This is a genomic window from Sphingomonas sp. 179-I 2A4 NHS (genome assembly GCF_045369135.1).
Taxonomy (GTDB): Bacteria; Pseudomonadota; Alphaproteobacteria; order Sphingomonadales; family Sphingomonadaceae; genus Sphingomonas.
Genome location: NZ_JBIQFL010000001.1, coordinates 477,421 through 499,834, shown reverse-complemented (window position 1 = coordinate 499,834; position 22,414 = coordinate 477,421). Strand labels below are relative to the sequence as shown.

The window sequence follows — 22,414 nt, the reverse complement described above, 5'->3', positions numbered from 1 at the left end:
GCCCGTCGTCGTTATGCGTCGCCCACCCGGGCCAGTCGTTCCGGATCGATCGCGGCCCCGTCCCCATCGGGCACCTGATGCTCCATGTCCGCGCCCGGCTTGCGCGCCACGAGTTTTGCCGGATCGCGCATGTCGAAGCGAAGCCATCCCTTGCCGAGCAGGGAGCGGGCGCCGTCGAGCTGCGCGAACTTCACCAGCGCCGCCGCGGCGCCCTCCTGCGGCAGGGCGAGCGTCTCGCCAGTATCGAAGGTGAGATCCCAGCGGCGATTGCCCACCCACGTCGCCGCCTTCACCCGTGGCTTCAGCGCCGGCGCCGCGGCGAGAAGGCGCTGGTATGCGGCCTCCTGCCGATCCGCTCCAGGGCCGATCACCAGCGGCAAATCTGGCATGTGGTTGCGGTCTACGGCCTCCAGCGGCACGCCCTGCGCGTCGATCAGCGTCAGATTGCCGCCGTTCTGCCAGATCGCCGCCGGCTCCCGCTCCACGATATGGATCAGCAGTCGATCGGGCAGCCGGCGTGAGACATAGGCGTCCGCAACCCAGCCGTAGGCGAGCAGGCGCTCGCGGATCTGATCGAGATCGACGCGAAGCATGGCCTTCGGCTGATCCTCCAGCGCGACGGCATAGACCGTCTCGCGGTTCATCCGCTTCAGGCCCGTGATGTCGACTTGCTCGACCCGAAGGCCAAGCTGGCCTGTGCTGTCCGCCACCGCCGCGCCAACCGCGGCCGGCACGCCGAACCACGTGGCGGTGGCAATCGCCACGGCGCCGGTCGTTGCCAGGATCGTCCACGTCACCGCGCGGCGTAGCGTCGCCTCGCTGACCGGCAACTTGGCGATGATGCGATCGCCGAGCGACTGCTTGGGCGGGGGGCGGCGTACCGTTGGGCGGCGCGGCGTGTCCCGCTTGATCGCGCGGCTCATTGCACGTGATCCTTCAGCGCTTCATCGACGATCGCCTGGACAAGCTCGGGATAGCTCATGCCGATATGGCGCGCCTGTTCGGGCACCAGGCTGAGCGGCGTCATCCCCGGCTGCGTGTTCACTTCGAGCAGGAACAGGCCGTCGACGCCGCGCTCGTCATCCCAGCGGAAATCGGCGCGGCTGCAGCCCTTGCAGCCGAGCAACTGGTGCGCGCGCAGCGCGATCGCCTTGCACGCTTCAGTGATGTCGTCCGGCACCGGGGCGGGGAAGATATGCTCGGTCATCCCCTCGGTGTACTTGGCATCGTAATCGTACCAGCCGGACTTGGGCCGAAGCTCCGTGACGCCGAGCGCGCGATGGCCGAGCACCGCCGTCGTCAATTCGCGGCCACGCACATACGGCTCGGCGAGAAGCTCGTCGAACTCCTGCCATGGCCCGCTCGCCTCGCGGCTGATTGGATTGCCGTAATTCCCCTCGTCCGTGACGATCGCGACACCGACCGACGAGCCTTCGTTCACCGGCTTCAGCACATACGGCCGGGCAAGCGGATCCGCGGCATAGAGATCCTCCGTCGCGACGATACGGCCGCCGGGCATGGGTACGCCGTGCGGCACCAGGGCCTGCTTCGTCAGCACCTTGTCGATGGCGATGACGGACGTGGCGAGGCCACTGTGCGTGTAACGCAGCCCCATGATGTCCATCAGGCCCTGGATCGAGCCATCCTCGCCGGGCGAGCCATGCAGCGCATTGAACACCAAATCGGGCGCGGCCTCTGCAAGGCGCGCGGCGACGTTGCGATCCATGTCGATCCGGGTGACGCGATGACCAAGCGATTCCAGCGCCTCGGCGATGCCGGCGCCGGACGACAGCGATACGTCGCGCTCGGCCGACCAGCCGCCCATCAGCACGACAATATGCAACAGGCTCACGATGCTACCCCCACGCGCTGGATCTCCCATTCGAGGGTCACGCCGCATTTCTCCTTCACCCGTACGCGCACCTCCTCCCCCAGTCCTTCGATATCCTCGCTGGTCGCGTTACCGAGGTTGAGGAGGAAGTTCGTATGCTTCTCGCTGACCTGCGCGTCGCCACGCTTCAGCCCGCGGCAGCCTGCCTCGTCGACCAGCGCCCAGGCCTTGTGCCCGGGCGGATTCTTGAAGGTGGAGCCGCCGGTGCGCGAACGCAGCGGCTGCGACGCCTCGCGGCTGGCGGCGATGCGGTCCATTTCCTCCTGGATCGCGGCCGGATCGCCCGGCTGGCCACGGAAGGTGGCGCTGACCACGATCGCGCCATCGGGCAGCTCCGAATGGCGATAGCTGTAATGGAGGTCGGCGGCGGGGAGCGTCACCAGCTCGCCCGAGCGAAGCACGACATCGCATTCGACCAGGATGTCGGCGGTCTCACGGCCATAGGCGCCGCCGTTCATGCGCACGAAGCCGCCGACGGTGCCGGGGATCGAGCGGAGAAACTCGACGCCGGCGATGCCCGCGTCCCGCGCGGTCGACGACACGAGGATGCCGCTCGCGCCGCCGCCGCAGCGCAGCGTCGTCGCGTCAACCACCTCGACCTTGGCGAAGGGCTTGCCGAGGCGAACGACGACGCCGGGTACGCCGCCGTCGCGCACAATCAGGTTGGAGCCGAGGCCGAGCGGCATCACCGGAACGGCGGGATCGAGGTTGGCGAGGAACTTCGCGAGATCATCCACGGTCGCCGGCTCCAGCAGCCATTCGGCCGGGCCGCCCGACTTGAACCAGACCAGCGGGGCGAGCGGCGCGTTTTGCGTGAGGCGGCTTTGCACCGGCGCGCGCGTGGTCGCAGCGTCCCCGGTGCTCGGGCCGGGCGTGGTTTCGTCGATTGCGCTCACCGCCGTGCCTCGATCGCGGGTGCGAGGCCAGCGGCCCATTTGGTGATGTCGCCGGCACCCAGGCAGACGATCTGATCACCGGGGCGCACCTCCGCAGCGAGCGCGGTTGCAAGCGCATCGGCATCGGCCACCATCGCCGCGGCGCGGTGCCCGCGGTGGCGCAGTCCGCTGACCAACGCATCGGCGTCGACACCGGGCACCGGCGCCTCGCCCGCGGCGTAAACCGGGGTCACATAGACCGCGTCGGCATCGTTGAACGCGCCCTGGAACTCGTCCATCAAATTGCCGAGGCGCGAGTAGCGGTGCGGCTGCACCACGGCGATTACGCGGCCCTGCGCCGATTCACGCGCGGCGGCGAGCACGGCTCGGATTTCGACCGGATGGTGGCCGTAATCGTCGATCACCGCAGCGGTGCCGCCGTCAGCGAACGAGACCTCGCCAACCTTGGTGAAGCGGCGCTTCACGCCGTTGAACTTCTCGAACCCCTTCTGGATCGTCGCGTCGTCGATGCCGAGTTCAAGCGCGACGCCGATCGCGGCAAGCGCGTTCTGCACATTGTGACGGCCAGGCATCGGCAGGTCGATGCCCTCAATCGAGCGGCTGGTGCCGTCGCGATGGCGGATGATCGCCTCGAACCGGTTACCCCCCGGGTAGGGCGCGACATTGACGCCGCGCACGTCAGCGCTGGCCGCAAAGCCATAGGTGACGATGCGGCGGTCGCGGACGCGCGGGATCAGCGCCTGCACTTCCGGATGATCGAGGCACAACAGCGCCGCGCCGTAGAAGGGCACGTTCTCGACGAACTCGACGTAGGCGTCCTTCGCCCTCTCGAAGCTGCCGTAGTGATCGAGATGCTCGGGATCGATGTTGGTGACGACCGCGATCGTCCCATCGAGACGGAGGAAGCTGCCGTCGCTCTCATCGGCTTCCACCACCATCCAGTCGCTGTCGCCGAGGCGGGCGTTGGAGCCGTAGCTGTTGATGATCCCGCCGTTGATGACGGTCGGGTCAACGCCGCCAGCGTCGAGCAGCGCGGCGATCATCGAGGTGGTCGTCGTCTTGCCGTGCGTGCCGGCAACCGCGACGGTGGACTTCAGCCGCATCAGCTCGGCCAGCATCTCCGCCCGGCGCACCACCGGTATGCGCTGGCTGAGCGCAGCTTCGACTTCCGGGTTACCGCGCTTCACTGCGGTCGAGGTGACCACCACGGCAACGCCATCGACGTTGGCCGCATCGTGGCCGATCGTTACCTTGATCCCGCGGCTGCGCAGGCCCTCCACAACGTAGCTTTCCGCGACGTCGGAGCCCTGCACTGCATAACCGAGATTGTGCATCACCTCCGCGATGCCGGACATGCCGATGCCGCCGATACCGACGAAATGGATCGTACCGATGTCGGTCGCAACACCCTTCACGCAAACGCCTCCTTCTTCACTGCCGGCCCGACCGGCAGCGGCGTGAGCGGCGAATCAAGGCTTTCGACCAGATCGGCAAGATCGCGTGCGGCATCGGGCTTGCCACAGCCGCGGGCGCGGCCGGCGGCATTCTGCAGCGCGGCCGGATCGAGGCCGAGCTTCTGCATCTGTTTGGCCAGTTCGCTGGGCGTAAAGGCGCTTTGCGGAATCGTCCGCGCCCCGCCCGCTGCGGTGATCTCGCGCGCATTCGCCGTCTGGTGATCGTCCGTGGCACCGGGCAGCGGCACCAGGATCGCGGGGCGGCCAGCAGCGGTCAGTTCCGAGATGGTCGACGCTCCCGCGCGCGCGATCACCAGATGCGCCCAGCCAAGCTCCTCCGGCAGATCGGGGAGGTAGGTGGCCAGCGTGGCGGCAATCTCAAGCTCGGCGTACTTGGCGCGTGCGGCATCGATATCCTCGATGCGCGCCTGATGCGTCACCTGAAGGCGCCGACGGAAGGCGACCGGCAGCATTGCGAGGCCGTCGGGCACCACCTTGGAAAGGACGCTCGCGCCTTGCGAGCCTCCGGTAACGAGCAGACGGAAGATGCCATCCTCTTCCAGCAGCGGATAAGGCTTGGCGCGCAGGGCCAGCACGGTGTCGCGCACCGGATTACCGATATAGTGCGTCTTGCCTTCGAACTTGGGCTTCAACCGCTCCGTCTTGGCATAAGAGGTGGCGATCGCGTCGACACGGGCGGCGACGAGCCGATTTACGCGGCCAAGCACGGCATTCTGCTCGTGCACCGCGGTCGGAATCTTTTCGGCGAAGGCGGCGGCCAGTGCCGGGAAAGCGGGGTAGCCGCCAAAGCCGATCACCGCGGCCGGCCGGAATGTGCGATACAGCTGGCGCGCCATCGCGCGGCCGCGCCACATCTCGCGCGCCGCCTTGGCCCAGCCGAGCGGGCCGCCAGCCAAGCGACCGGCTGGCAGCACGTGGGTCTGCACGCCTTCAAACAGGCCGGGGAAGCGCACGCCGCGCGCATCGCTGACCAGCGCGACGCGGTGGCCGCGACGCATCAGTTCTTCGGCAAGCGCAGCGGCCGGCACCATGTGACCGCCGGTGCCACCGGCAGCCAGAACGAAGTGGCGCGCGCGCGTCATGCCGCCGGCCCCCAGCGCGTGACATAGGGGCTGCGCAGCAGGAACGGATTGCGACGGGTGAACGCCAGCAACAGCCCCATGCCAAGCGAGAGCGCGATCATCGACGAACCACCATAACTGATAAACGGCAAGGTCATCCCCTTGGAGGGTGCGAGGCCGGTGTTCACCGCCATCGACACCAGAGCCTGGACGCCGAACTGGGTCGCCAGCCCCGACGCCGCGAGCAGCTTGAACCCGTCCTGCTCGTCCAGCATCTTCACGAACACCCGCACAACGATGGCGAGGAACAGCACCGCGATTACCATGCAGGCAAGAAGGCCGAACTCCTCCCCGATCACCGAAAAGATATAGTCGGTATGCGCTTCGGGCAGGCCGAACTTCACCGTGCCCGCGCCGGGTCCCGTCCCGGTCCAGCCGCCGGACGTCAGCGTCGCATGCGCGGCGTCGGTCTGGAAGTGCGCACCCTCCGCCTCGTTCGGATCGCGAAACAGGAAGGCGTCGATGCGCGCACGCGCCGTGCCGTAGAACATATAGGCCGCGACCAGCCCGACCGGCGCCATGGCGAAGAAGGCGGCGAGCGTGCGCATCGGCGTGCCGGCGATCATCAGCAGCACCATCCAGACGGTCGCGAACACGATTGTCTGGCCGAAGTCGGGCTGGAGCATCAGCAGCAATGCGACCGTTGCCGTCATGCCGCAGGTGATCGCGGTGAGCGGCAGGCTCTCGTCCTTGGAGCGCAGCGAGAGCAGCCAGGCGACGGTGACGATGAAGCAGGGCTTCAGGAACTCGGACGGCTGGAACTGGGCGACGCCGACACCGAGCCAGCGCTTTGCACCGTTCACCTCGACGCCAACGCCGGGTATCAGCACGAGCACGAGCATCACGCTGAACGCCGCCGCCCCGATCACCGCTGCGCGCCGTGCGACGTTCACCGGAAGCATCGAAACGCCGATCAGCACCGGCAAGGACACCAGCACCCACATCACCTGGCGCCAGAAGTAGTAAAGCGGCGGGATCTTCAACTGCTCGCCCGAATAGCGCACCGCGCTCGCCGGCGACGCCGCCGCGACGGAAAGCAAGCCGACCGCGATCAGCGCGAAGGTGAGGAGCAGCAGCAGCCGATCGGTATCCCAGAACCACGTGCCGAGCGGCGAGCGATCGCCCCGGCCGCCCCGCTCCTTGAACCGGCCGCGCAGGCCGGCCCTGTTCGACAATTCGGTCACGCGAGGCCCCCTACCGCTTCACGAAATGCCTGGCCGCGATGCTCGTAATCGCGGAATTGATCGAATGATGCGGCCGCCGGTGACAGCAGCACCGTTTCCCCCGGTGCCGCAAGTTCTGCCGCGCGGCGCACCGCCGCCTCCAGCGTTCCCGCTTCCTCAACGGGCACCTTGCCGGTGAGCACGCGGGCGAACACCGGCCCGGCCTCGCCGACCGTGTAGGCACGTACGACATGCCCGAAATAGGGCGCGCAAGCGTCGAGATCCTCACCCTTCGCGCGTCCGCCAACGATCCAGTGCACGCGATCGAAGGCGCCGAGCGCTGGCGCGGTGCTTTCCGGGTTCGTGGCCTTGCTGTCATCGACATAAGCCACGCCGGCCACCTCGCCGATCTTCTCCATGCGATGTGGCAAGCCAGTGAAGCTGGCAAGGCCGCGCTGGATGTCATCCTCGGCGATGCCGAGCGCCTGGCACACGGCAATCGCGGCGAGCGCGTTCTGCGCGTTATGCGGACCCTGAAGGGAGGGCCAACCGGACTGATCCACGCCGACTTCCGGCGCGATCCGGATCAGGCGCTTGGCCGCCGCCTCGATCGTGCCTGCGATAGCCGAAGAGGGCGCGTCAGAGGTGCCGATCACCGCCGCGTGATCTGCCGACTGCATGGCGAACAGCCGCGCCTTGGACGCGGCATAGCCCTCGAACCCATCGTAGCGATCGAGGTGATCGGGCGTGATGTTGAGCAGCACGGCGACGTCGCAATCGAGCCGCGACGTCAGGTCGATCTGGTAGCTCGACAGTTCGAGCACATAGACGCCGCCTTCCGGCAACGGATCCTGCGCGAGGATCGGCAGCCCGATATTGCCGCCCATCAGCGCCGGCACGCCGGCCGTCTTCAGGATGTGCGTGACGAGCGCGGTGGTGGTCGATTTGCCGTTGGTGCCGGTGATGCCGACCACCTTGTGTGGTGGCAGGCCCGAGCGGGCCTCCGCGAACAACTCGATATCGCCAATGACCGGCACGCCTTCCGCCCGCGCTTTGGCGGCCAGCGGGTGCGTGTTGAGCGGCACGCCGGGGGAGACGACGAGGCCCGCCGCGCCGGTCAGCGTGAGTGCGGCAATGTCATGGACGATGACGCCGTCGATCTGCTCCGCCGCGCTGCGCGCCTCGGCGTTACTGTCCCAAGCGACGACATGCGCGCCAGCCTGCGCCAGCGCGCGCACGGTCGCCAGGCCCGAACGCGCGAGCCCCAGCACCGCGTAGCGCTTGCCGGCCCAGGCGGGGGAGACGATCACCGCAGTTTCAGCGTCGACAGGCCGGCAAGCGCCAGAACAAGGCTGATGATCCAGAAACGGATCACAACGGTCGGCTCGCTCCAGCCCAGTTGCTCAAAATGGTGATGGATCGGCGCCATGCGGAACACGCGCCGGCCAGTCCGCTTGTACCAGAACACCTGGATGATGACGCTCATCGCCTCGACAACGAAGAGGCCGCCGATGATGCCGAGCACGATCTCGTGATGTGCGACGACCGCGATGGTGCCAAGCGCCCCGCCAAGCGCAAGGCTGCCGGTATCGCCCATGAACACCGCGGCGGGCGGCGCATTATACCACAGGAATGCGAGGCCGGCCCCGATCATCGCGCCGCAGAAGATGGCAAGGTCGCCCGCCCGTGCGACATGCGGAATGCCGAGGTAATCGGCGAACTTCACGTTACCGGCGAGGTATACGATCAGCATGAACGCGACCGAGGCGATGATCACCGGCATGGTCGCCAGGCCATCCAGCCCGTCCGTCAGGTTCACCGCATTGCCGAAGGCGACGATCGTGAAGGCCGCAAACAGCGGGTAGAACAACCCCAGGTCGATATACATGCGGTTGGTGAACGGCAGGTAGAGCGCCGTGCCGTTCTCGTAGCTGATGATCCACGCCGCGACGCCGGCAATGATGAATTCCAGCAGCAGGCGGACGCGCCCGGGCACGCCGGCGGTGGTCGCCTTTCGCACCTTGTCGTAATCGTCGAGGAAGCCGATCGCGCCGAAGCCGAGAGTCACGAACAGGCAGGCCCAGACGAACGGGTTTCGCAGATCCATCCAGATGAGGATCGACAGCGCAAGGCTGGTCAGGATCATCAGCCCGCCCATCGTCGGCGTGCCGCGCTTGGCGAGGTGAGTCTGCGGCCCGTCGGCCCGGATCGGCTGCCCCTTGCCCTGCCGCACGCGCAGCCAGCCGATGAACTTCGGCCCGATGATCAGGCCGATGAACAGCGCGGTCGCGATGGCGGCGCCGGCGCGAAACGACAGATAGCGGATGAGGTTGAGGACGCTCGGAAACCCGAGCTGCTCGGCGATCCAGTACAACACTAAGCCATGCCCCCGGCAAGCGCCGCGACGATCCGCGACAGCCCTACCCCATTCGATCCCTTGACGAGTACCGCGTCACCCGGCGCGAGCATATCCGGAAGGACCTCCAGCGCCGCCGCGGCGTCGCGCACATGGACGAATTTCGTCTTTCCCTCAAGCGCCTGCGCAAGAGGGGCCATCGCTTCGCCGACCAAGAGCGCCGCTTCGACGCGGGCCGCCGCAATGGGGCCAGCAAGGGCCGCGTGATAGTCGGCCGAGGCCTCGCCCAGCTCGCGCATTTCGCCAAGAACAGCGACGTGGCGGCCGGGCTCGGCACCCAGGACGGCAAGGGTCGCGGCCATGGAAGCGGGGTTGGCGTTATAGCTTTCGTCGATCACGAGGATGTCGCCGCACTGCACCTGTGCTTCGAGTCGCGCGCCGCGTCCCTGCAGGCCGCCGAGATCACCGAGAGCCAGCCCGGAAAGCGCCAGATCGCCGCCCACCGCGTCCACCGCCGCCAGCAACGCGAGTGCATTCGACACCCAATGCGCGCCGGGCTGCGCCACGGTGAAGCTCAGCTCGCGCTCGCCGATCCGCGCGGTAACGAACGTGCCGCCGCCTTTCACCGGCATCGTCTCGATCGGCCGAACATCGGCATCAGGCGCGGAGCCGAAGGTGACGATGCGTGCTGCGTACGGCCGGGCCGCCGCGATGAGTCGATCGCGATGCGGGCTGTCGAAGGGGATGATGGCGACGCCGCCAGGCTCCAGCCCGCGGAAGATCTCCCCCTTCGCATCGGCGATCGCGGCTTCGTCGGGGAAGAATTCCGTATGCGCCGGCGCGATCGCGGTGACGATCGCAACATGGGGGCGGACGAGCGTGGTTAGATGCGCGAGTTCGCCGGGATGATTCATGCCCATCTCAAGCACGCCGAAGCGAGAGTCGGCCGGCATTCGGGCGAGACTGAGCGGCACGCCGGTGTGGTTGTTGTAGCTCTTGACCGAACGGTGCACCGCGCCGCGCGCGCCGCGATCCAGCGCAGCGAACAGCGCCTCCTTCGTCGACGTCTTGCCGACCGAGCCGGTGACGCCGATGATCCGCGCCTTGGTGCGCGCGCGGGCGGCGCGCGCGAGATCCTCGAGAGCCGCGAATGTGTTGGAGACGGCGACATGCGGCCCCGCTGCGCCGGCAGAGACGATCGCGCCGGCCGCGCCTTGCGCATAGGCCTGCTCTAGAAAGCGGTGGCCGTCCGTGGCCTCGCCCTTCAACGCGACGAAGAGGTCACCCGGCCCCACCTCGCGCGAATCGAAAGCGACGCCGCTCGCGGCAAAACTGCCGTGGGCGACGCCGTGCGTAGCGGCGGCGATGTCATCAGAGGTCCAGAGAGTCATCGCGCGCCTATACCACCGCGGCGGACGGCCGGGTCCAGTATCGACAGGCCGGGGCGTACCCCGGCCAGGGAGAGAGAACGCGGTGCCGCCGCGCGGTTCAACGCAGCCCGCTGACGCTGTCACCCGTCACCAGCTCATACCGCACGCCGAGGGTGCGGCGCTCGCGCGGGCGCTTCTCACCCTCGCTGGCATTGGGCTTCGACGGGGTCACGAACTTATGCTTCACCTGCAACCTCCCTGGCTACACTCACGTCATCAAACGGCAGGACGAGATCGCCGACGATCTGCCCCTGTTCATGTCCCTTGCCGGCGATCAGCACGATGTCCTCCGGTCCCGCCTGCTCGATGGCGAGGCGGATGGCGCCGCGGCGATCGCCATGTTCGACCGCGCTAGGCGCTGCCTTCAGGATGTCGGCGCGAATCGTGGCCGGATCCTCACTTCGCGGATTGTCGTCCGTCACGATCACCACGTCGGCCAGCGCCTGGGCGATCGCCCCCATCGGTTCGCGCTTGCCCTGATCGCGGTCACCGCCGGCGCCAAAGACGAGGATCAGCCGGCCAGTGACGTGCGGGCGAAGCGCGGCGATCGCCGCCTCCAGTGCGTCGGGCGTATGCGCGTAATCGACATAGACCGGCCCTCCGCTGGCGGTGATCACGGCGCGCTCCAGTCGACCACGCACGGGCTGCAGCCGGGATAGGCCAGCGATCGTGGCCGTGACATCGCCGCCCGTCGCGATCACCAACGCTGCAGCCATCAGCGCATTCGCTGCCTGGTAAGCGCCGATCAACGGCAGCTTCACATGATGCTCGGCGCCCCCGGCTGCGATGACCAGCCCCTGCCCGAGCAGCGTCGGATCGCGCGAGACAAGCCGGATGTCGTCGCCATGCTCGCCCACCGTCATCAGGCGGTTGCGGCGCTGGCGGGCAAGATCGATCACCCGGTCCGAATGGGGATCGTCAGCCCAGACGACGGCGGTGCCGTCGGGCGCCAGCACTTCCGAAAAGAGCCGCAGCTTGGCGGTGAAATACGCCGCCATGTCACCGTGATAGTCGAGATGATCGCGGCTGAGATTGGTGAAGGCGGCAGCGGACACACGCAGGCCTTCGGTGCGATATTGCGTCAGCCCGTGGCTCGATGCCTCGAAGGCGACATGCGTCACGCCCTCCCGCGCGAGCCCGGCGACATTGGAGAGGAACGTGACGACGTCGGGCGTCGTAAGGCCAGTCGTCACCCGCTCGTCCGCCGTGGTGACGCCGAGGGTGCCGATCGAGGCGGCATGGTGTCCGGCCATGCGCCACAATTGGCGCGTCAGTTCGACCGTCGAGGTCTTGCCGTTGGTTCCGGTCACCGCAACCGCGGTTTCTGGGAAAGGCGCAAAGAACGTCGTCGCCAGTTCTGCGAAGCGCGCGCGGGGGTTGTGATCAGCAATGTGAAGCGCACCCTCAACGACGGCCTGAGGGCGGGCGACGACCGCGATGGCGCCGGCGGCGATCGCAGCGGGGATGAAATCCTCTCCGTTCACCCGCTGGCCCTCGAATGCGCCGAAGATGGTGCCCGGCGCGACCTTGCGGTGGTCGATTGCGAACCCGGTGACGGTCTGATCGCCGCCGTCGGGAATGAGGTCGCCAAGCTTCATTCTGCGGCGACCTTCTTGTCGCCAGGAGCGTGCCACAAGAGGTTTGGCAGTTCACCAAGGTCGATGTCGCGATTCGCGTCCGGAATGACGCCCAGCATCGCGCCGGTCCGGCTGATCACACGGCTGACGACGGGAGCGGCGGTATAGGCGGCGGTGGTCTGGAAGGAGTTTTCCTGCACCCGCTTCGGGCTGTCCATCATAGTCAGCACCACATAGCGCGGCGCATCCATCGGGAACACCGCCGCAAAGGTGGAAACGTTGCGGTTGCGGGCATAGCCGCCAGCTTCAGCGGCCTCGGCAGTGCCAGTCTTGCCACCGACGCGGTAGCCTGGGGCCTCGGCCTTTCGCCCCGTGCCGTTGGTGACGATCAGGCGGAGCAGCTGCCGAAGCCGTGCGCTGGTCTCCTCCTTCAGAACGCGGCGGCCCTTCGGCGCATGGCCCGGCGCCACCTTCAGCAGCGTGGTCGGGCGCCAGATGCCGCCGTTGACGAGCGTGGCATAGGCATTGGCGAGATGAAGTGGCGTCACCGCAATGCCGTGGCCGTACGCGGTCGTCATCACCGTGGTCCGCGCCCAATAATGCGGCCAGAGCGGGCGGCCCTTCTCGATCAGCTCGATATCGGGCTTCGTGTCGAAGCCCATCTTGCGGAACATGTCCTGCATACGCGCGGCGCCGATCTCGTCTGCGACGCGGGCAGTGGCGATGTTCGACGAGTGGATCAGCGTTTCCGGGATGTTGAGCCAGCGGTTCTGAGCGTGGTCGTCCTTGATCCGGAAGCGGCCGACCTGGATCGGCGCCGTCGCGTCGAACCGACGCGACATATCGGTGACGATGCCATTGTCTATCGCGGTCGCCATGGCGATCGGCTTGAACGCCGAACCCAGCTCGTAAACGCTCTGGGTGACGGTGTTGCGCAGCTGTTCGCTGCCCGCCATGCCGACTCGGTTCGGGTTGAACAGCGGCAGCGACACCATCGAGATGACCTCGCCCGTGTCGACGTCGAGCACGATGCCGGCGGCGGCGCGCGCCTGCATCGTCGACATGGCCCGGCCAAGCTCGCTTTCCATCGCTGCCTGGACGCGGCTGTCGATCGAGAGCGCGACGGGGGTGCCGGAGAGTGCAGGGTTGGTCAGCCGCTCCTCCAGCGCCCGCTCCATGCCCAGCCGTCCGCGAACGACAGGATCCTTCTGCGTGGTGCCGATATAGCCGAGCACGTGCGCGGCAAGCGAGGATTGCGGGTACAGCCGCTGCGTCTCGCGTTCGAAAACGATGCCCGGCTCACCGATGGCATTCACCGCCTGGACCAGGGCCGGAGATGCGCGGCGATTGAGATAGGTGAAGGTCACCGGCTTGGTGATCAACCGGTAGAAGCGCGCCTGATCGCCGACATCGGGCATCAGGTCGGCGAGGCGCTTGGCGATCTCCATCCGGTCGCCGAGCAGCTTGTTCGGGTGAACGCCGATCGTCCACGCATCGATCGTGCGCGCCAGCTGCGCGCCGTTGCGATCGACGATATCGCCGCGCGGCGCGGTGCTGATCGCGGCCGACCGGCGCGGGCCGCCGTCAAACGCGAGCATCGCCAGTCGCCCGATCACCAGCAGGATCGCTGCCGTGAACAGCAGCAGCAGCATCATCAGCCGCTGGTGCTGTGTCGCGAGCAGCGCCTGCCGCTGTTCGGCGGCACGCATGGGGCGTGCCGCCTGCCGGGCGACCATCGTGCTCAACGCAAGCGGCTCGTCTCGGTGCGGGCGCCGCTCAGCAGGTCGCCGAGGGTGCGGTCGCTGAGCAGCGACTTGTCGAGCATGGCAACGGCATTGGCCTTGCGGATCGTAGCGACCGGCTCATCGCCGCGCGCTGCCGCAACCTTGATCGCGGCCGGGCGCACCGGCTTCGTGACGGCGGACGCAAGCTGGACGGTGGCGGGACGCGGCTCGCCAGGCTTGGCAGCGACCTGGACGAGCTTGGCAGCGGCGGCGGCGGCCGGCGTTTCGGTGATTGCGGCCGGCGCCGAGTCGATGGGGCGCGACGGCACGATCAGCTGGGCGGTCTGGATCGCGCCCTCGGCTATCGGCGCAGCGCCGCCGGGCGTGAAGCTGATCGCCGCAAGCTGCGCTTCGTCACGCACGAACTGCTGCGCCGTCGGGGCGACGAGCGCGAGCGTATCGCCGTTCCAGCGTTCGAGCTGCGCCAGGTTCGCACGAACGTCGAACTCCGTTTCCAGAGCGCGGATATCGCGTTCGGCAGCGCTGATCTTCGCGTCGACCTGCGCCAGCCGCTTGCGCTCCGCCGCCACCTGGAGGCTGACAAGATAGAAGCTCAGCGACACGATCACCACGCCGCCGAACCACCCGAGCCCTTTCAATCGATACGCCGCCGTCATTTACTCGTCTCCACTGCCGGCTCGCCCCAAACCGTCGTTGCCCCATGCCGGCGCGGCCGTCCGCCGCGCCGTCCGCAATGTCGCGGAACGAGCGCGCGGGTTGCGCGCCGCTTCCGCTGCACCCGCGCGCACGGCGCGGGCAGTAATCTCGAATGTCGGCGCCTGCGCCGCGGCCACCGCCGGCCGATGGCGCGATCCTGCCGGCGTTCCCCCGCTCCGTTCGCGCAGGAAGCGCTTGATCATGCGATCCTCGAGCGAGTGGAAGCTGATCACGGCCAGCCGCCCGCCCGGCGCGAGGATCCGCTCCGCCGCGGCCAGCCCTTCGGCCAGTTCATCAAGCTCGCGGTTCACATGGATGCGAACTGCCTGGAAGGCGCGGGTCGCCGGATCCTTCTTGTCGTGCGGCCGGTGGCCCAGCGCCTTGCGCACGACACGGGCGAATTCGCCGGTCGTGGTCAGCGGCCGCGCAGCGACGATCGCGCGCGCGACGCGGCGCGACTTGGGCTCCTCGCCGTACCGCCACAGGACGTTGGCGATATCCTCTTCATCGGCGTGATTCAGGAAATCGGCCGCGCTCTCGCCCGACTGGCTCATGCGCATGTCGAGCGGCCCGTCCTGCTGGAAAGAGAAGCCGCGCTCCGCCTGGTCGAGGTGCATCGAGGAGACGCCGATATCCATCGCCACGCCATCAACGGAGGCGATCCCCCGCGCCGCCAGTTCGCGATCCATGCGCGAGAACTCGCTGGGGACGAGCGTGAGGCCAGCCTCTGCCTCCTCCAGCGCGCGGCCCGCCGCGATCGCGTCAGGATCGCGATCGAAGGCGAAAACCTGCACCCCGGCGCCAAGCAGCGCACGGGTGTAGCCGCCGGCGCCAAACGTGGCATCGACCATGGTCTCGCCGCGCTCGGGGGCAAGCGCGGCGAGAACTTCGTCGAGCAGCACCGGGATGTGCGGTGCATCGGCGTCTGGGCGGGGGCTCACAGCGTGATCCCCTTGTCTCGGCACATGATGGCGGCGTGACGCTTCACCATCTCGTCGACCCCCTCGTGCGCCATGAGCGCGCGCGGGTCCCAGATCATGAAGCTCTCGTAGTCGCCGAGGAAGAAGGCGATGTCGGTGATTCCGGCAAGTTCACGCTCGGCCGCAGGCAGGATGAAGCGGCCGCTGCCGTCGAACGGCACTGGCTCGACTGAGGCGCCGCGCATGCGGGGCGCGTAGTAAGCCGCGGAACCGGTGTGTGCGCCGGCCTCGGCCTGGCGCTGGATCAGCTGGTTCTTGGCGAATTCCACATAGCCGCGGTCATGCGCGATCAGACACGGGAAATCCGGGTGAACGCCGACGAGCACGGTGCCGCCGTCCTTGCCGTCCGGCCGCGGTGCATTCTGGGCGAGGGCGGCCCGCAGGGTGCTGGGAATGGCGACACGACCCTTGTCATCGACAAGGCCGACCCCCTTCCCAAGATAATCCACCCGTTCCGACACGCCCACCTCGCACAAGGCGCGCAAGACCCGCCCGAGCCGAAAAGCAGCTCACACCGCCCTCGGTTGTCGCCATCGACAAAAAACAGTGGTCCTGCCCCTCTGTCATCCTGATGAATATCAGGGAGACACGGGGAAAGGAAGGGAAATTTGGGGAAAGTCGGGGAAACGAGGCTATTCCGGTGGGATTCCCACGTCGCGTCTCGTGTGCAGAGGGCGCAGTTCGGTATCCGTTCCGCAATCGGGCCCGGCCGCTGGGCGACCAGATGCCATTCCAGGCGCTCGATTCCCGCCCATCCCCGGATTTCCCGCGATCATTGGCGGTTCGCTTCCGGGGCAGGTGACGGCGACGGATCGGTGGCGCTGGGCGCAACGCCAAGCTCGGCCAGCGGCTCGTTCGCCGCGTCGCTGGTGTTGGTGACGGTGAGGTTCGTCAGCGCGCCCGTCTGCGGCGCGCCGGGGGCAGCGACAGGCTTTTCGCGGTTGGCGGCACTGAAGATGGCACTTGCGAGGCCGATGAGCAGGACAACCAAGGCAAGCCCGACCAGGCCAACCTTCACGCGCTGCATCGCCTGATTATGTGATGCGACGGATTTCATTTCGTCGTCGTCAGTTAACGGAACATCGCGCACTTGTCGAATTCCGGGACCTCACCCTGCCACCCTGAGGCCTTTCGACTCGCGCCAGGCCGGATTGTAAAGGCTCGAAAGATAACGGAATCCCGTGTCGCACAGGATCGTGACGACCCGCTTCCCCGGCCCCAGATGCCGCGCCAGCTGCACCGCGCCGGCAACATTGATGCCCGATGACAGGCCAAGGCAAAGCCCCTCCTCCGCCAGCAGACGATCGACCCATTCGAGCCCCTCGGCGTCCGAGATGCGGAACTGCGTGTCGATCGGCGCGCCTTCCAGGTTGGCGGTGATCCGCCCCTGCCCGATCCCCTCGGCTACCGAGGATCCTTCCGCGCGTAATTCGCCGTGGGCGTAGTAGTTGTAGAGCGCGGCGCCGTGCGGGTCACTCAGCGCAATCGTGATCCGCTCGTCCTTTTCCTTCAGGCCGAGGCCGACGCCCGCGATCGTGCCGCCGGTCCCCGCGGCGCAGGTGAAGCCGTCAATCCGCCCGTCGAGCTGGTTCCAGATCTCCTCCGCGGTGCCCATGATATGGGCGCGGCGATTGGCGATATTGTCGAACTGATTGGCCCAGACGGCACCGGGCGTCTCCTCGGCAATGCGGCGTGACTGGTGCACGAAGTGGCACGGGCTGGAGTAAGGCGCGGCCGGAACGGTCACGAGCTCGGCACCGAGCGCGCGGAGCGTGTCCATCTTCTCCTTCGACTGGGTATCCGGCATCACGATGATCGTGCGATACCCCTTGGCGTTGGCGACCAGCGCCAGGCCGATGCCGGTGTTGCCGGCCGTTCCTTCGACGATCGTGCCGCCGGGCTTGAGCGCGCCGCGCGCCTCGGCATCCTCGACGATGAACAGCGCCGCGCGATCCTTCACGCTGGCGCCGGGATTGGCGAACTCACATTTCCCGAAGATGTCGCAGCCGGTTTCCTCACTGGGGCCTTTGAGACGGACGAGCGGGGTGTTGCCGATGAGCGAAAGCGTGTCGTTGGCGATATGCATCCGGCTTAGATGGCGAAGCCATGCCCGCGCCACAAGCAACCTTGCGTTGTAGCGCGCGAAGGCTGATCTCGGCCGGCGACGTGACGCTCAAATCTTCCTTCCCGCCGATCGCCCCGGATGATGCGCGCGTGCTGATCCTCGGCAGCCTGCCGGGTGAGCGCAGCCTCGCCGAACGGCGCTATTATGCGCATCCGCAAAACCAGTTCTGGCGCTTGCTATCGCCGGTGGTCGGGCGTGATCTCGCGGCGCTTGAATATGAGGCGCGGCTTGCTGCCGTCAGCGCCGCAGGCATCGCGCTATGGGACGTGGTCGCCACCGCGCGGCGCACCGGAAGCAGCGACGCGACCATCAGCGACGCCAGTGCGAACGACCTCGTCGCTTTGGTGGATCGCCTGCCGCAACTTCGCGCGGTCGCCTTCAACGGCGGCAAGGCGCTGTCGATCGGGCGGCCGATGCTGGCCGGGCGAGATCTCGCGATCCTCGCCCTCCCCTCGTCCAGCCCGCTCCACACGGTCGGCCTCGCCGCCAAGCAGCCCGCCTGGTCGGCCATCGCCGAGTATCTGGCCTAAGGCCGCTTGGGGATTTCCAGCCCACGCTGCACGGCCGGACGGGCAAGGCCCCGCTCCAGCCATGCGACGACGTTTGAATAGCCGTCGAAGCCAGTGAGGTCGCGCGCTTCGTAGAAGGTGATGAGGTTGTTCACCCAACCGATCATCGAGATGTCGGCGACCGAATACTCATCGCCGAGGAACCACTGCTTGCCCTCCAGTGCGGAGTCCATGACGCCAAGCAGTCGCTTCGCCTCGTCGACGTAGCGCTGCAGCGGGCGCTTGTCCTCCCACTCACGGCCGGCGAACTTGTTGAAGAAGCCGAGCTGCCCGAACATTGGGCCGACGCCGCCCATCTGGAACATCACCCATTGCACCGCCTGCCAATGGCGCGCCGGGTCCGCGGGCAGGAACTTGCCCGTCTTTTCGCCCAGGTACAGCAGGATCGCGCCACTTTCGAACAGCGCCAGTGGTGCACCGTCTGGGCCATTGGGATCGAGGATCGCGGGGATCTTGCCATTCGGGTTCAGCGACAGGAATTCCGGCGACTTCTGATCGTTCTTGGCAAAGTCGACGAGGTGAACCTCGTAGGGAAGACCGGTTTCCTCCAGCATGATCGACACCTTGACGCCATTGGGCGTCGGCAGGCCGTAATATTGCAAGCGATCGGGATGCCGGGCGGGCCAGCGCCGGGTGACCGGGAATGCGGAAAGATCAGGCACGAAGGGTTCTCCTGAAGTGTGCACCGGAAGGTAGGTGGCTGGCGCGGTTGCGCCAAGGAGGCTCGGTTTATCCCCGCGATGGAGCGGCCCGCCGCCCCGCACTTGCAGGAACCCGGGTCGCGCGCCCTCGTTGGAACACTGACGCAACAACCAAGGAGCGACCATGTACCGTTACGCATTCCTTCTGCTTGCCGCGGCGCCGATCGCCGCCACCGCCCAGACTGCCCCGGCTCCGGCCACCACGCCCGCAACCGGCGCTGCTGCTGCACCGGCAGCCGGCGCGCCGACCGTCGGCGCCACCATTTATGACGCGCAGGGCGGCACGGTCGGCACGATCGCATCGACCGACGGCACCAACGCAGTCGTCGACACCGGCACCGTCAAGGCTGCCGTCCCGCTCACCTCGTTCGGCACCGGCCCCAAGGGCCCAACGCTCGGCATGACGAAGGCGGAGCTTGAAGCTGCTGCCGGCCAGGGCGCGGCGCAGGCCGCTGCCGACTTCAAGTCGAAGCTGACCGCGGGCACCACCGTCTATGGTTCGGCCGGCGCGTCGGTCGGAACGATCAAGGAAGCGGACGCGCAGTTCGTGACGCTCACCACGCCCAAGGGTGACGCGAAGCTGCCGATCGGCTCGTTCGGCCCCGGGCCGCAGGGTGTCACCATCGGGATGACCGCTGCGCAGCTCGAAGCAGCGATGGCCGGCAAGTAAGAGCGGCCAAGTAAGTACGGCAGAGGCCGCGGGCACGGCGCCCGCGGCCGTTAGCCTTTGTGCAATTCAGATCCGCGCTTCAGCACCTTCGCGCCGTCCTCCTGTGCGATGAGGAACGCGGGGTTATCCTTGGTTCCGTTCTTGACGACCTTGGCACCCTTCAACGTCCGCTGGACACGGCGTTCGAACCGCTCCTCGACCTTGCCGTGCGCCGTGCCACTACCCCAGTGCCAGCTGACCTTGTCACCCTTGTGAATTGAATTCGCCAAGCATCGTCTCCTTCGACGATGCCGAACGCACCAGCAGCGCGCGAGATGCACGCCGCCGGTGACACGGGGGTTCAGGCTGCGGCCTTGGCTTCCTCCAACGCGGCGCGAACCGCGGCCAGCGCGTCATTGGCCTTGTCGCCGTCCGGACCGCCGCCCTGCGCCATGTCGGGCCGGCCACCGCCGCCCTGCCCGCCCACCGCGGCGACCGCGCGCTTCACCAGATCGACCGCATTGTACGTCGCGACGAGATCGTCGGTGACGCCGACCGCGACCGTGGCGCGGCCGTCGTTGACCGCGACCAATGCGGCGACGCCCGACTCGATGCGCTTCTTGGCATCGTCCACCGCGCCGCGCAGGCCCTTGGCCTCGAAGCCGTTCAGCACCTGACCGACGAAGGCGACGCCGCCGACGGTTTCGGGACCGGCCGGCGCAGCGCCGCTGCCGCCGCCCATCGCCAGCGCCTTCTTCGCCTCGGCCAGTTCACGCTCCAGCCGGCGCTTTTCCTCGAGCAGCGAGGCGACGCGGCCGGGGACTTCGTCTGGCGTGGTGCGCAGCGCGGAGGCTGCCTCGCGCAGCTTCTCGTCGCGCGAGGAGAGGTAAGCGCGCGCGGCTTCGCCGGTCAGTGCCTCGACGCGGCGGACGCCCGAGGAGACGGCGCCCTCGCCGATCACCTTGAACAGGCCGATGTCGCCCAGCGCGCTGACATGGGTGCCGCCGCACAGCTCGACCGAATAGGTCTTGCCGCCGTCATCGCTGCCCATCGAGACGACGCGGACCTCGTCGCCGTATTTTTCGCCGAACAGCGCCATCGCGCCCATCGCGATCGCATCGTCGGGCGTCATCAGCCGGGTGGTGACGGGGGTGTTCTGGCGGATCTTGGCGTTCACCGCTGCCTCCGCATCGGCCAGTTCCTCCGCGCTCATCGCGCTGGAATGGCTGACATCGAAGCGCAGGCGATCGGGCGCGACGAGCGAGCCCTTCTGCGCGACATGCGTGCCGAGCCGCTGGCGCAGCGCCTCATGCAGCAAGTGGGTGGCCGAGTGGTTGGCGCGGATCGCGGCGCGTCGCGCGACGTCGATCGCGAGCTTCACCGTGTCGCCGACCTTGATCTCGCCCGCGCCGAGCGTCGCGTGATGGACCCACAATTTGCCGAGCTGCTTCGAGGTGTCGGTCACCTCGGCGGAAAGGCCCCCCTCACTGCTGATCGTGCCGGCATCGCCGACCTGACCGCCGCTCTCGGCATAGAAAGGCGTCTGGTTGACGATCACGTCGACCTGGTCGCCGGCTGCGGCCTTTTCGACCCGCGCGCCATCCTTGACCAGCGCGAGCACGACGCCCTCGCCGACATCGCTGGAATAGCCGGTGAATTCGGTCGCGCCGACTTCCTCGGCGAGGTCGAACCACAATTCGTCCGATGCCTTGGCGCCAGAGCCCTTCCAGGCGGCGCGCGCCGCGCGCTTCTGCTCCGCCATCGCGGCGTCGAAGCCGGCGCGGTCGACGCCGAACGACTGGGCGCGCAGCGCGTCCTCGGTCAGGTCATAGGGGAAGCCGAACGTGTCGTAGAGCTTGAACGCGGTCTCACCCGGCAGCACGTCGCCCGGCTTCATCCCCGCGGTCGCCTCGTCGAGGAGCTTCAGCCCCTTGTCGAGCGTCTGGCGGAAACGGGTTTCCTCCTGGGAGAGCGTCGCCTCGATCAACGGCTGCGCACGGACGAGTTCCGGGTAAGCCGCGCCCATTTCGGCGACCAGCGCCGGCACCAGGCGGTGCATCAATGGCTCCTTGGCACCGAGCAGGTGCGCGTGACGCATCGCGCGGCGCATGATGCGGCGCAGGACATAGCCGCGACCCTCGTTGGCGGGCAGCACGCCATCGGCAACGAGGAAGCCGGCGCAGCGCAGGTGATCGGCGATCACGCGGTGGCTGGCCTGATTCGCGCCTGTCGTCGCAGTGTGGGTCAGCGCGCCCGAGGCGGCGATCAGCGCCTTGAACGTGTCGGTATCATAATTGTCGTGCACGCCCTGCATGACGGCCGCGATCCGTTCCAGCCCCATGCCGGTGTCGATCGACGGGCGCGGCAGATCGCCGATGATCGTGTCGGCTTCCTGCAGGAACTGCATGAAGACGAGGTTCCACACCTCGACAAAGCGGTCGCCATCCTCGTCCGGCGAGCCGGGAGGGCCACCGGGGATATGATCGCCATGATCGTAGAAGATCTCGCTGCACGGCCCACACGGACCATCCGAGCCCATCGCCCAGAAATTGTCCTTGGTCGGGATGCGGATGATGCGGTGATCCGGGAGGCCGGCGATCTTCTTCCACAGATCAAACGCCTGGTCGTCGGTGTGATACACGGTCGCGGTCAGCTTATCCGCGGGAAGGCCCCATTCCTTGGTCAGCAAGGTCCAGGCGTGAGTGATCGCCTGTTCCTTGAAATAATCGCCGAACGAGAAATTGCCGAGCATCTCGAAGAAGGTATGGTGCCGGGCGGTGTAGCCGACATTGTCGAGATCATTGTGCTTGCCGCCGGCGCGCACGCATTTCTGCGCGCTTACCGCGGTCGAATAGGGCCGAGTCTCGAGGCCCGTGAACACGTTCTTGAATGGCACCATGCCCGCGTTGACGAACATCAGCGTCGGATCGTTCTGCGGCACCAAGGGTGCGGAGGGCACGATGCTGTGCCCGGCCGAGCCGAAGTAATCGAGGAAGCTGCGGCGGATGTCGTTCGTCGAGGTCATGGCGTGCGACTTAAT

General features: G+C 67.4%; 22 protein-coding genes. 2 read left to right on the top strand and 20 right to left on the bottom strand.

Annotation, left to right across the window (positions count from 1 at the left end; translation table 11 throughout):
* Positions 1–11 precede the first annotated feature (11 nt).
* The 17 genes from ACH0CP_RS02220 to ACH0CP_RS02140 form a co-directional block, all read right to left on the bottom strand.
* The gene (locus tag ACH0CP_RS02220; RefSeq protein ID WP_294441973.1) at positions 12–923 is read right to left on the bottom strand and encodes a cell division protein FtsQ/DivIB; all 912 of its coding nucleotides are present in this window, start codon (positions 921–923) and stop codon (positions 12–14) included.
* On the bottom strand, positions 920–1,882 hold the full coding sequence (locus ACH0CP_RS02215; RefSeq protein WP_294441972.1) for a D-alanine--D-alanine ligase: 963 nt from the start codon (positions 1,880–1,882) through the stop codon (positions 920–922). The genes ACH0CP_RS02220 and ACH0CP_RS02215 overlap by 4 nt, the downstream gene beginning before the upstream one ends.
* A complete protein-coding gene (gene murB / locus ACH0CP_RS02210) occupies positions 1,849–2,787 on the bottom strand; it encodes a UDP-N-acetylmuramate dehydrogenase (RefSeq protein WP_294441971.1) in 939 nt (312 codons plus the stop codon). Before murB ends, ACH0CP_RS02215 begins: the two co-directional genes overlap by 34 nt.
* Positions 2,784–4,202 carry a UDP-N-acetylmuramate--L-alanine ligase gene (gene murC / locus ACH0CP_RS02205; RefSeq protein WP_294441970.1) on the bottom strand — a complete coding sequence of 473 codons (1,419 nt, stop codon included), beginning with the start codon at positions 4,200–4,202 and terminating at the stop codon, positions 2,784–2,786. The genes murB and murC overlap by 4 nt, the downstream gene beginning before the upstream one ends.
* On the bottom strand, positions 4,199–5,344 hold the full coding sequence (gene murG / locus ACH0CP_RS02200; RefSeq protein ID WP_294441969.1) for an undecaprenyldiphospho-muramoylpentapeptide beta-N-acetylglucosaminyltransferase: 1,146 nt from the start codon (positions 5,342–5,344) through the stop codon (positions 4,199–4,201). Before murG ends, murC begins: the two co-directional genes overlap by 4 nt.
* A complete protein-coding gene (gene ftsW, locus ACH0CP_RS02195; protein WP_406875380.1) occupies positions 5,341–6,567 on the bottom strand; it encodes a putative lipid II flippase FtsW in 1,227 nt (408 codons plus the stop codon). Before ftsW ends, murG begins: the two co-directional genes overlap by 4 nt.
* The gene (murD, locus tag ACH0CP_RS02190; RefSeq protein ID WP_294441968.1) at positions 6,564–7,856 is read right to left on the bottom strand and encodes a UDP-N-acetylmuramoyl-L-alanine--D-glutamate ligase; all 1,293 of its coding nucleotides are present in this window, start codon (positions 7,854–7,856) and stop codon (positions 6,564–6,566) included. Before murD ends, ftsW begins: the two co-directional genes overlap by 4 nt.
* A complete protein-coding gene (gene mraY / locus ACH0CP_RS02185; protein ID WP_294441967.1) occupies positions 7,853–8,923 on the bottom strand; it encodes a phospho-N-acetylmuramoyl-pentapeptide-transferase in 1,071 nt (356 codons plus the stop codon). The genes murD and mraY overlap by 4 nt, the downstream gene beginning before the upstream one ends.
* Positions 8,923–10,293: a UDP-N-acetylmuramoyl-tripeptide--D-alanyl-D-alanine ligase gene (gene murF / locus ACH0CP_RS02180; RefSeq protein WP_294441966.1), complete on the bottom strand. Its 1,371-nt coding sequence runs from the start codon at positions 10,291–10,293 to the stop codon at positions 8,923–8,925. The genes mraY and murF overlap by 1 nt, the downstream gene beginning before the upstream one ends.
* A 97-nt stretch (positions 10,294–10,390) precedes the next feature.
* The gene (locus ACH0CP_RS02175; protein ID WP_294441965.1) at positions 10,391–10,519 is read right to left on the bottom strand and encodes a hypothetical protein; all 129 of its coding nucleotides are present in this window, start codon (positions 10,517–10,519) and stop codon (positions 10,391–10,393) included.
* Positions 10,509–11,930, bottom strand: a complete 1,422-nt coding sequence (locus ACH0CP_RS02170) for a UDP-N-acetylmuramoyl-L-alanyl-D-glutamate--2,6-diaminopimelate ligase (protein WP_294441964.1) — start codon at positions 11,928–11,930, stop codon at positions 10,509–10,511. The genes ACH0CP_RS02175 and ACH0CP_RS02170 overlap by 11 nt, the downstream gene beginning before the upstream one ends.
* The gene (locus ACH0CP_RS02165; protein ID WP_294441963.1) at positions 11,927–13,618 is read right to left on the bottom strand and encodes a penicillin-binding protein 2; all 1,692 of its coding nucleotides are present in this window, start codon (positions 13,616–13,618) and stop codon (positions 11,927–11,929) included. Before ACH0CP_RS02165 ends, ACH0CP_RS02170 begins: the two co-directional genes overlap by 4 nt.
* 32 nt (positions 13,619–13,650) lie before the next feature.
* Positions 13,651–14,310 carry a hypothetical protein gene (locus ACH0CP_RS02160; protein WP_294441962.1) on the bottom strand — a complete coding sequence of 220 codons (660 nt, stop codon included), beginning with the start codon at positions 14,308–14,310 and terminating at the stop codon, positions 13,651–13,653.
* A complete protein-coding gene (gene rsmH, locus ACH0CP_RS02155) occupies positions 14,311–15,291 on the bottom strand; it encodes a 16S rRNA (cytosine(1402)-N(4))-methyltransferase RsmH (protein ID WP_294441961.1) in 981 nt (326 codons plus the stop codon).
* Positions 15,288–15,791: a division/cell wall cluster transcriptional repressor MraZ gene (locus ACH0CP_RS02150; RefSeq protein ID WP_294441960.1), complete on the bottom strand. Its 504-nt coding sequence runs from the start codon at positions 15,789–15,791 to the stop codon at positions 15,288–15,290. The genes rsmH and ACH0CP_RS02150 overlap by 4 nt, the downstream gene beginning before the upstream one ends.
* Positions 15,792–16,102: 311 nt before the next feature.
* The gene (locus tag ACH0CP_RS02145; RefSeq protein WP_406888464.1) at positions 16,103–16,420 is read right to left on the bottom strand and encodes a hypothetical protein; all 318 of its coding nucleotides are present in this window, start codon (positions 16,418–16,420) and stop codon (positions 16,103–16,105) included.
* An 18-nt stretch (positions 16,421–16,438) separates the two neighbouring features.
* Positions 16,439–17,416, bottom strand: a complete 978-nt coding sequence (locus ACH0CP_RS02140; RefSeq protein WP_294441958.1) for a cysteine synthase A — start codon at positions 17,414–17,416, stop codon at positions 16,439–16,441.
* 80 nt (positions 17,417–17,496) lie between these two features.
* Here ACH0CP_RS02140 and ACH0CP_RS02135 point away from each other — a divergent pair, with 80 nt between their 5' ends.
* Entirely contained in the window at positions 17,497–17,985 is a 489-nt protein-coding gene (locus ACH0CP_RS02135; RefSeq protein ID WP_294441957.1) for a DNA-deoxyinosine glycosylase, read from the top strand.
* Here the strand turns inward: ACH0CP_RS02135 and ACH0CP_RS02130 are convergent.
* Entirely contained in the window at positions 17,982–18,686 is a 705-nt protein-coding gene (locus tag ACH0CP_RS02130) for a glutathione S-transferase family protein (RefSeq protein ID WP_294441955.1), read from the bottom strand. The genes ACH0CP_RS02135 and ACH0CP_RS02130 overlap by 4 nt on opposite strands.
* Before the next feature lie 163 nt (positions 18,687–18,849).
* Between ACH0CP_RS02130 and ACH0CP_RS02125 the strand changes: the two genes are divergently transcribed.
* Positions 18,850–19,395 (top strand): hypothetical protein, encoded by a 546-nt coding sequence (locus ACH0CP_RS02125; RefSeq protein ID WP_294441954.1) that lies wholly within the window; start codon positions 18,850–18,852, stop codon positions 19,393–19,395.
* Between the two features lie 50 nt (positions 19,396–19,445).
* Here the strand turns inward: ACH0CP_RS02125 and ACH0CP_RS02120 are convergent, their stop codons facing one another.
* Both ACH0CP_RS02120 and alaS read right to left on the bottom strand, forming a co-directional pair.
* Positions 19,446–19,664, bottom strand: coding sequence for a DUF2945 domain-containing protein (locus tag ACH0CP_RS02120; RefSeq protein ID WP_294441953.1), 219 nt, complete (start codon positions 19,662–19,664; stop codon positions 19,446–19,448).
* 71 nt (positions 19,665–19,735) lie between these two features.
* Positions 19,736–22,399 carry an alanine--tRNA ligase gene (gene alaS / locus ACH0CP_RS02115; RefSeq protein ID WP_294441952.1) on the bottom strand — a complete coding sequence of 888 codons (2,664 nt, stop codon included), beginning with the start codon at positions 22,397–22,399 and terminating at the stop codon, positions 19,736–19,738.
* Between the last annotated feature and the right edge of the window lie 15 nt (positions 22,400–22,414).

What these genes read in the sequence shown, in the direction of transcription:
- alaS (WP_294441952.1), bottom strand. Translation starts at nt 22,399, where the DNA reads ATGACCTCGACGAACGACATCCGCCGCAGCTTCCTCGATTACTTCGGC.
- ACH0CP_RS02215 (WP_294441972.1), bottom strand. Translation starts at nt 1,882, where the DNA reads ATGGGAGATCCAGCGCGTGGGGGTAGCATCGTGAGCCTGTTGCATATT.
- ACH0CP_RS02220 (WP_294441973.1), bottom strand. Translation starts at nt 923, where the DNA reads ATGAGCCGCGCGATCAAGCGGGACACGCCGCGCCGCCCAACGGTACGC.
- ACH0CP_RS02165 (WP_294441963.1), bottom strand. Translation starts at nt 13,618, where the DNA reads ATGCGTGCCGCCGAACAGCGGCAGGCGCTGCTCGCGACACAGCACCAG.
- murF (WP_294441966.1), bottom strand. Translation starts at nt 10,293, where the DNA reads ATGACTCTCTGGACCTCTGATGACATCGCCGCCGCTACGCACGGCGTC.
- ACH0CP_RS02160 (WP_294441962.1), bottom strand. Translation starts at nt 14,310, where the DNA reads ATGACGGCGGCGTATCGATTGAAAGGGCTCGGGTGGTTCGGCGGCGTG.
- ACH0CP_RS02140 (WP_294441958.1), bottom strand. Translation starts at nt 17,416, where the DNA reads ATGCATATCGCCAACGACACGCTTTCGCTCATCGGCAACACCCCGCTC.
- ACH0CP_RS02170 (WP_294441964.1), bottom strand. Translation starts at nt 11,930, where the DNA reads ATGAAGCTTGGCGACCTCATTCCCGACGGCGGCGATCAGACCGTCACC.
- ACH0CP_RS02125 (WP_294441954.1), top strand. Translation starts at nt 18,850, where the DNA reads ATGTACCGTTACGCATTCCTTCTGCTTGCCGCGGCGCCGATCGCCGCC.
- murG (WP_294441969.1), bottom strand. Translation starts at nt 5,344, where the DNA reads ATGACGCGCGCGCGCCACTTCGTTCTGGCTGCCGGTGGCACCGGCGGT.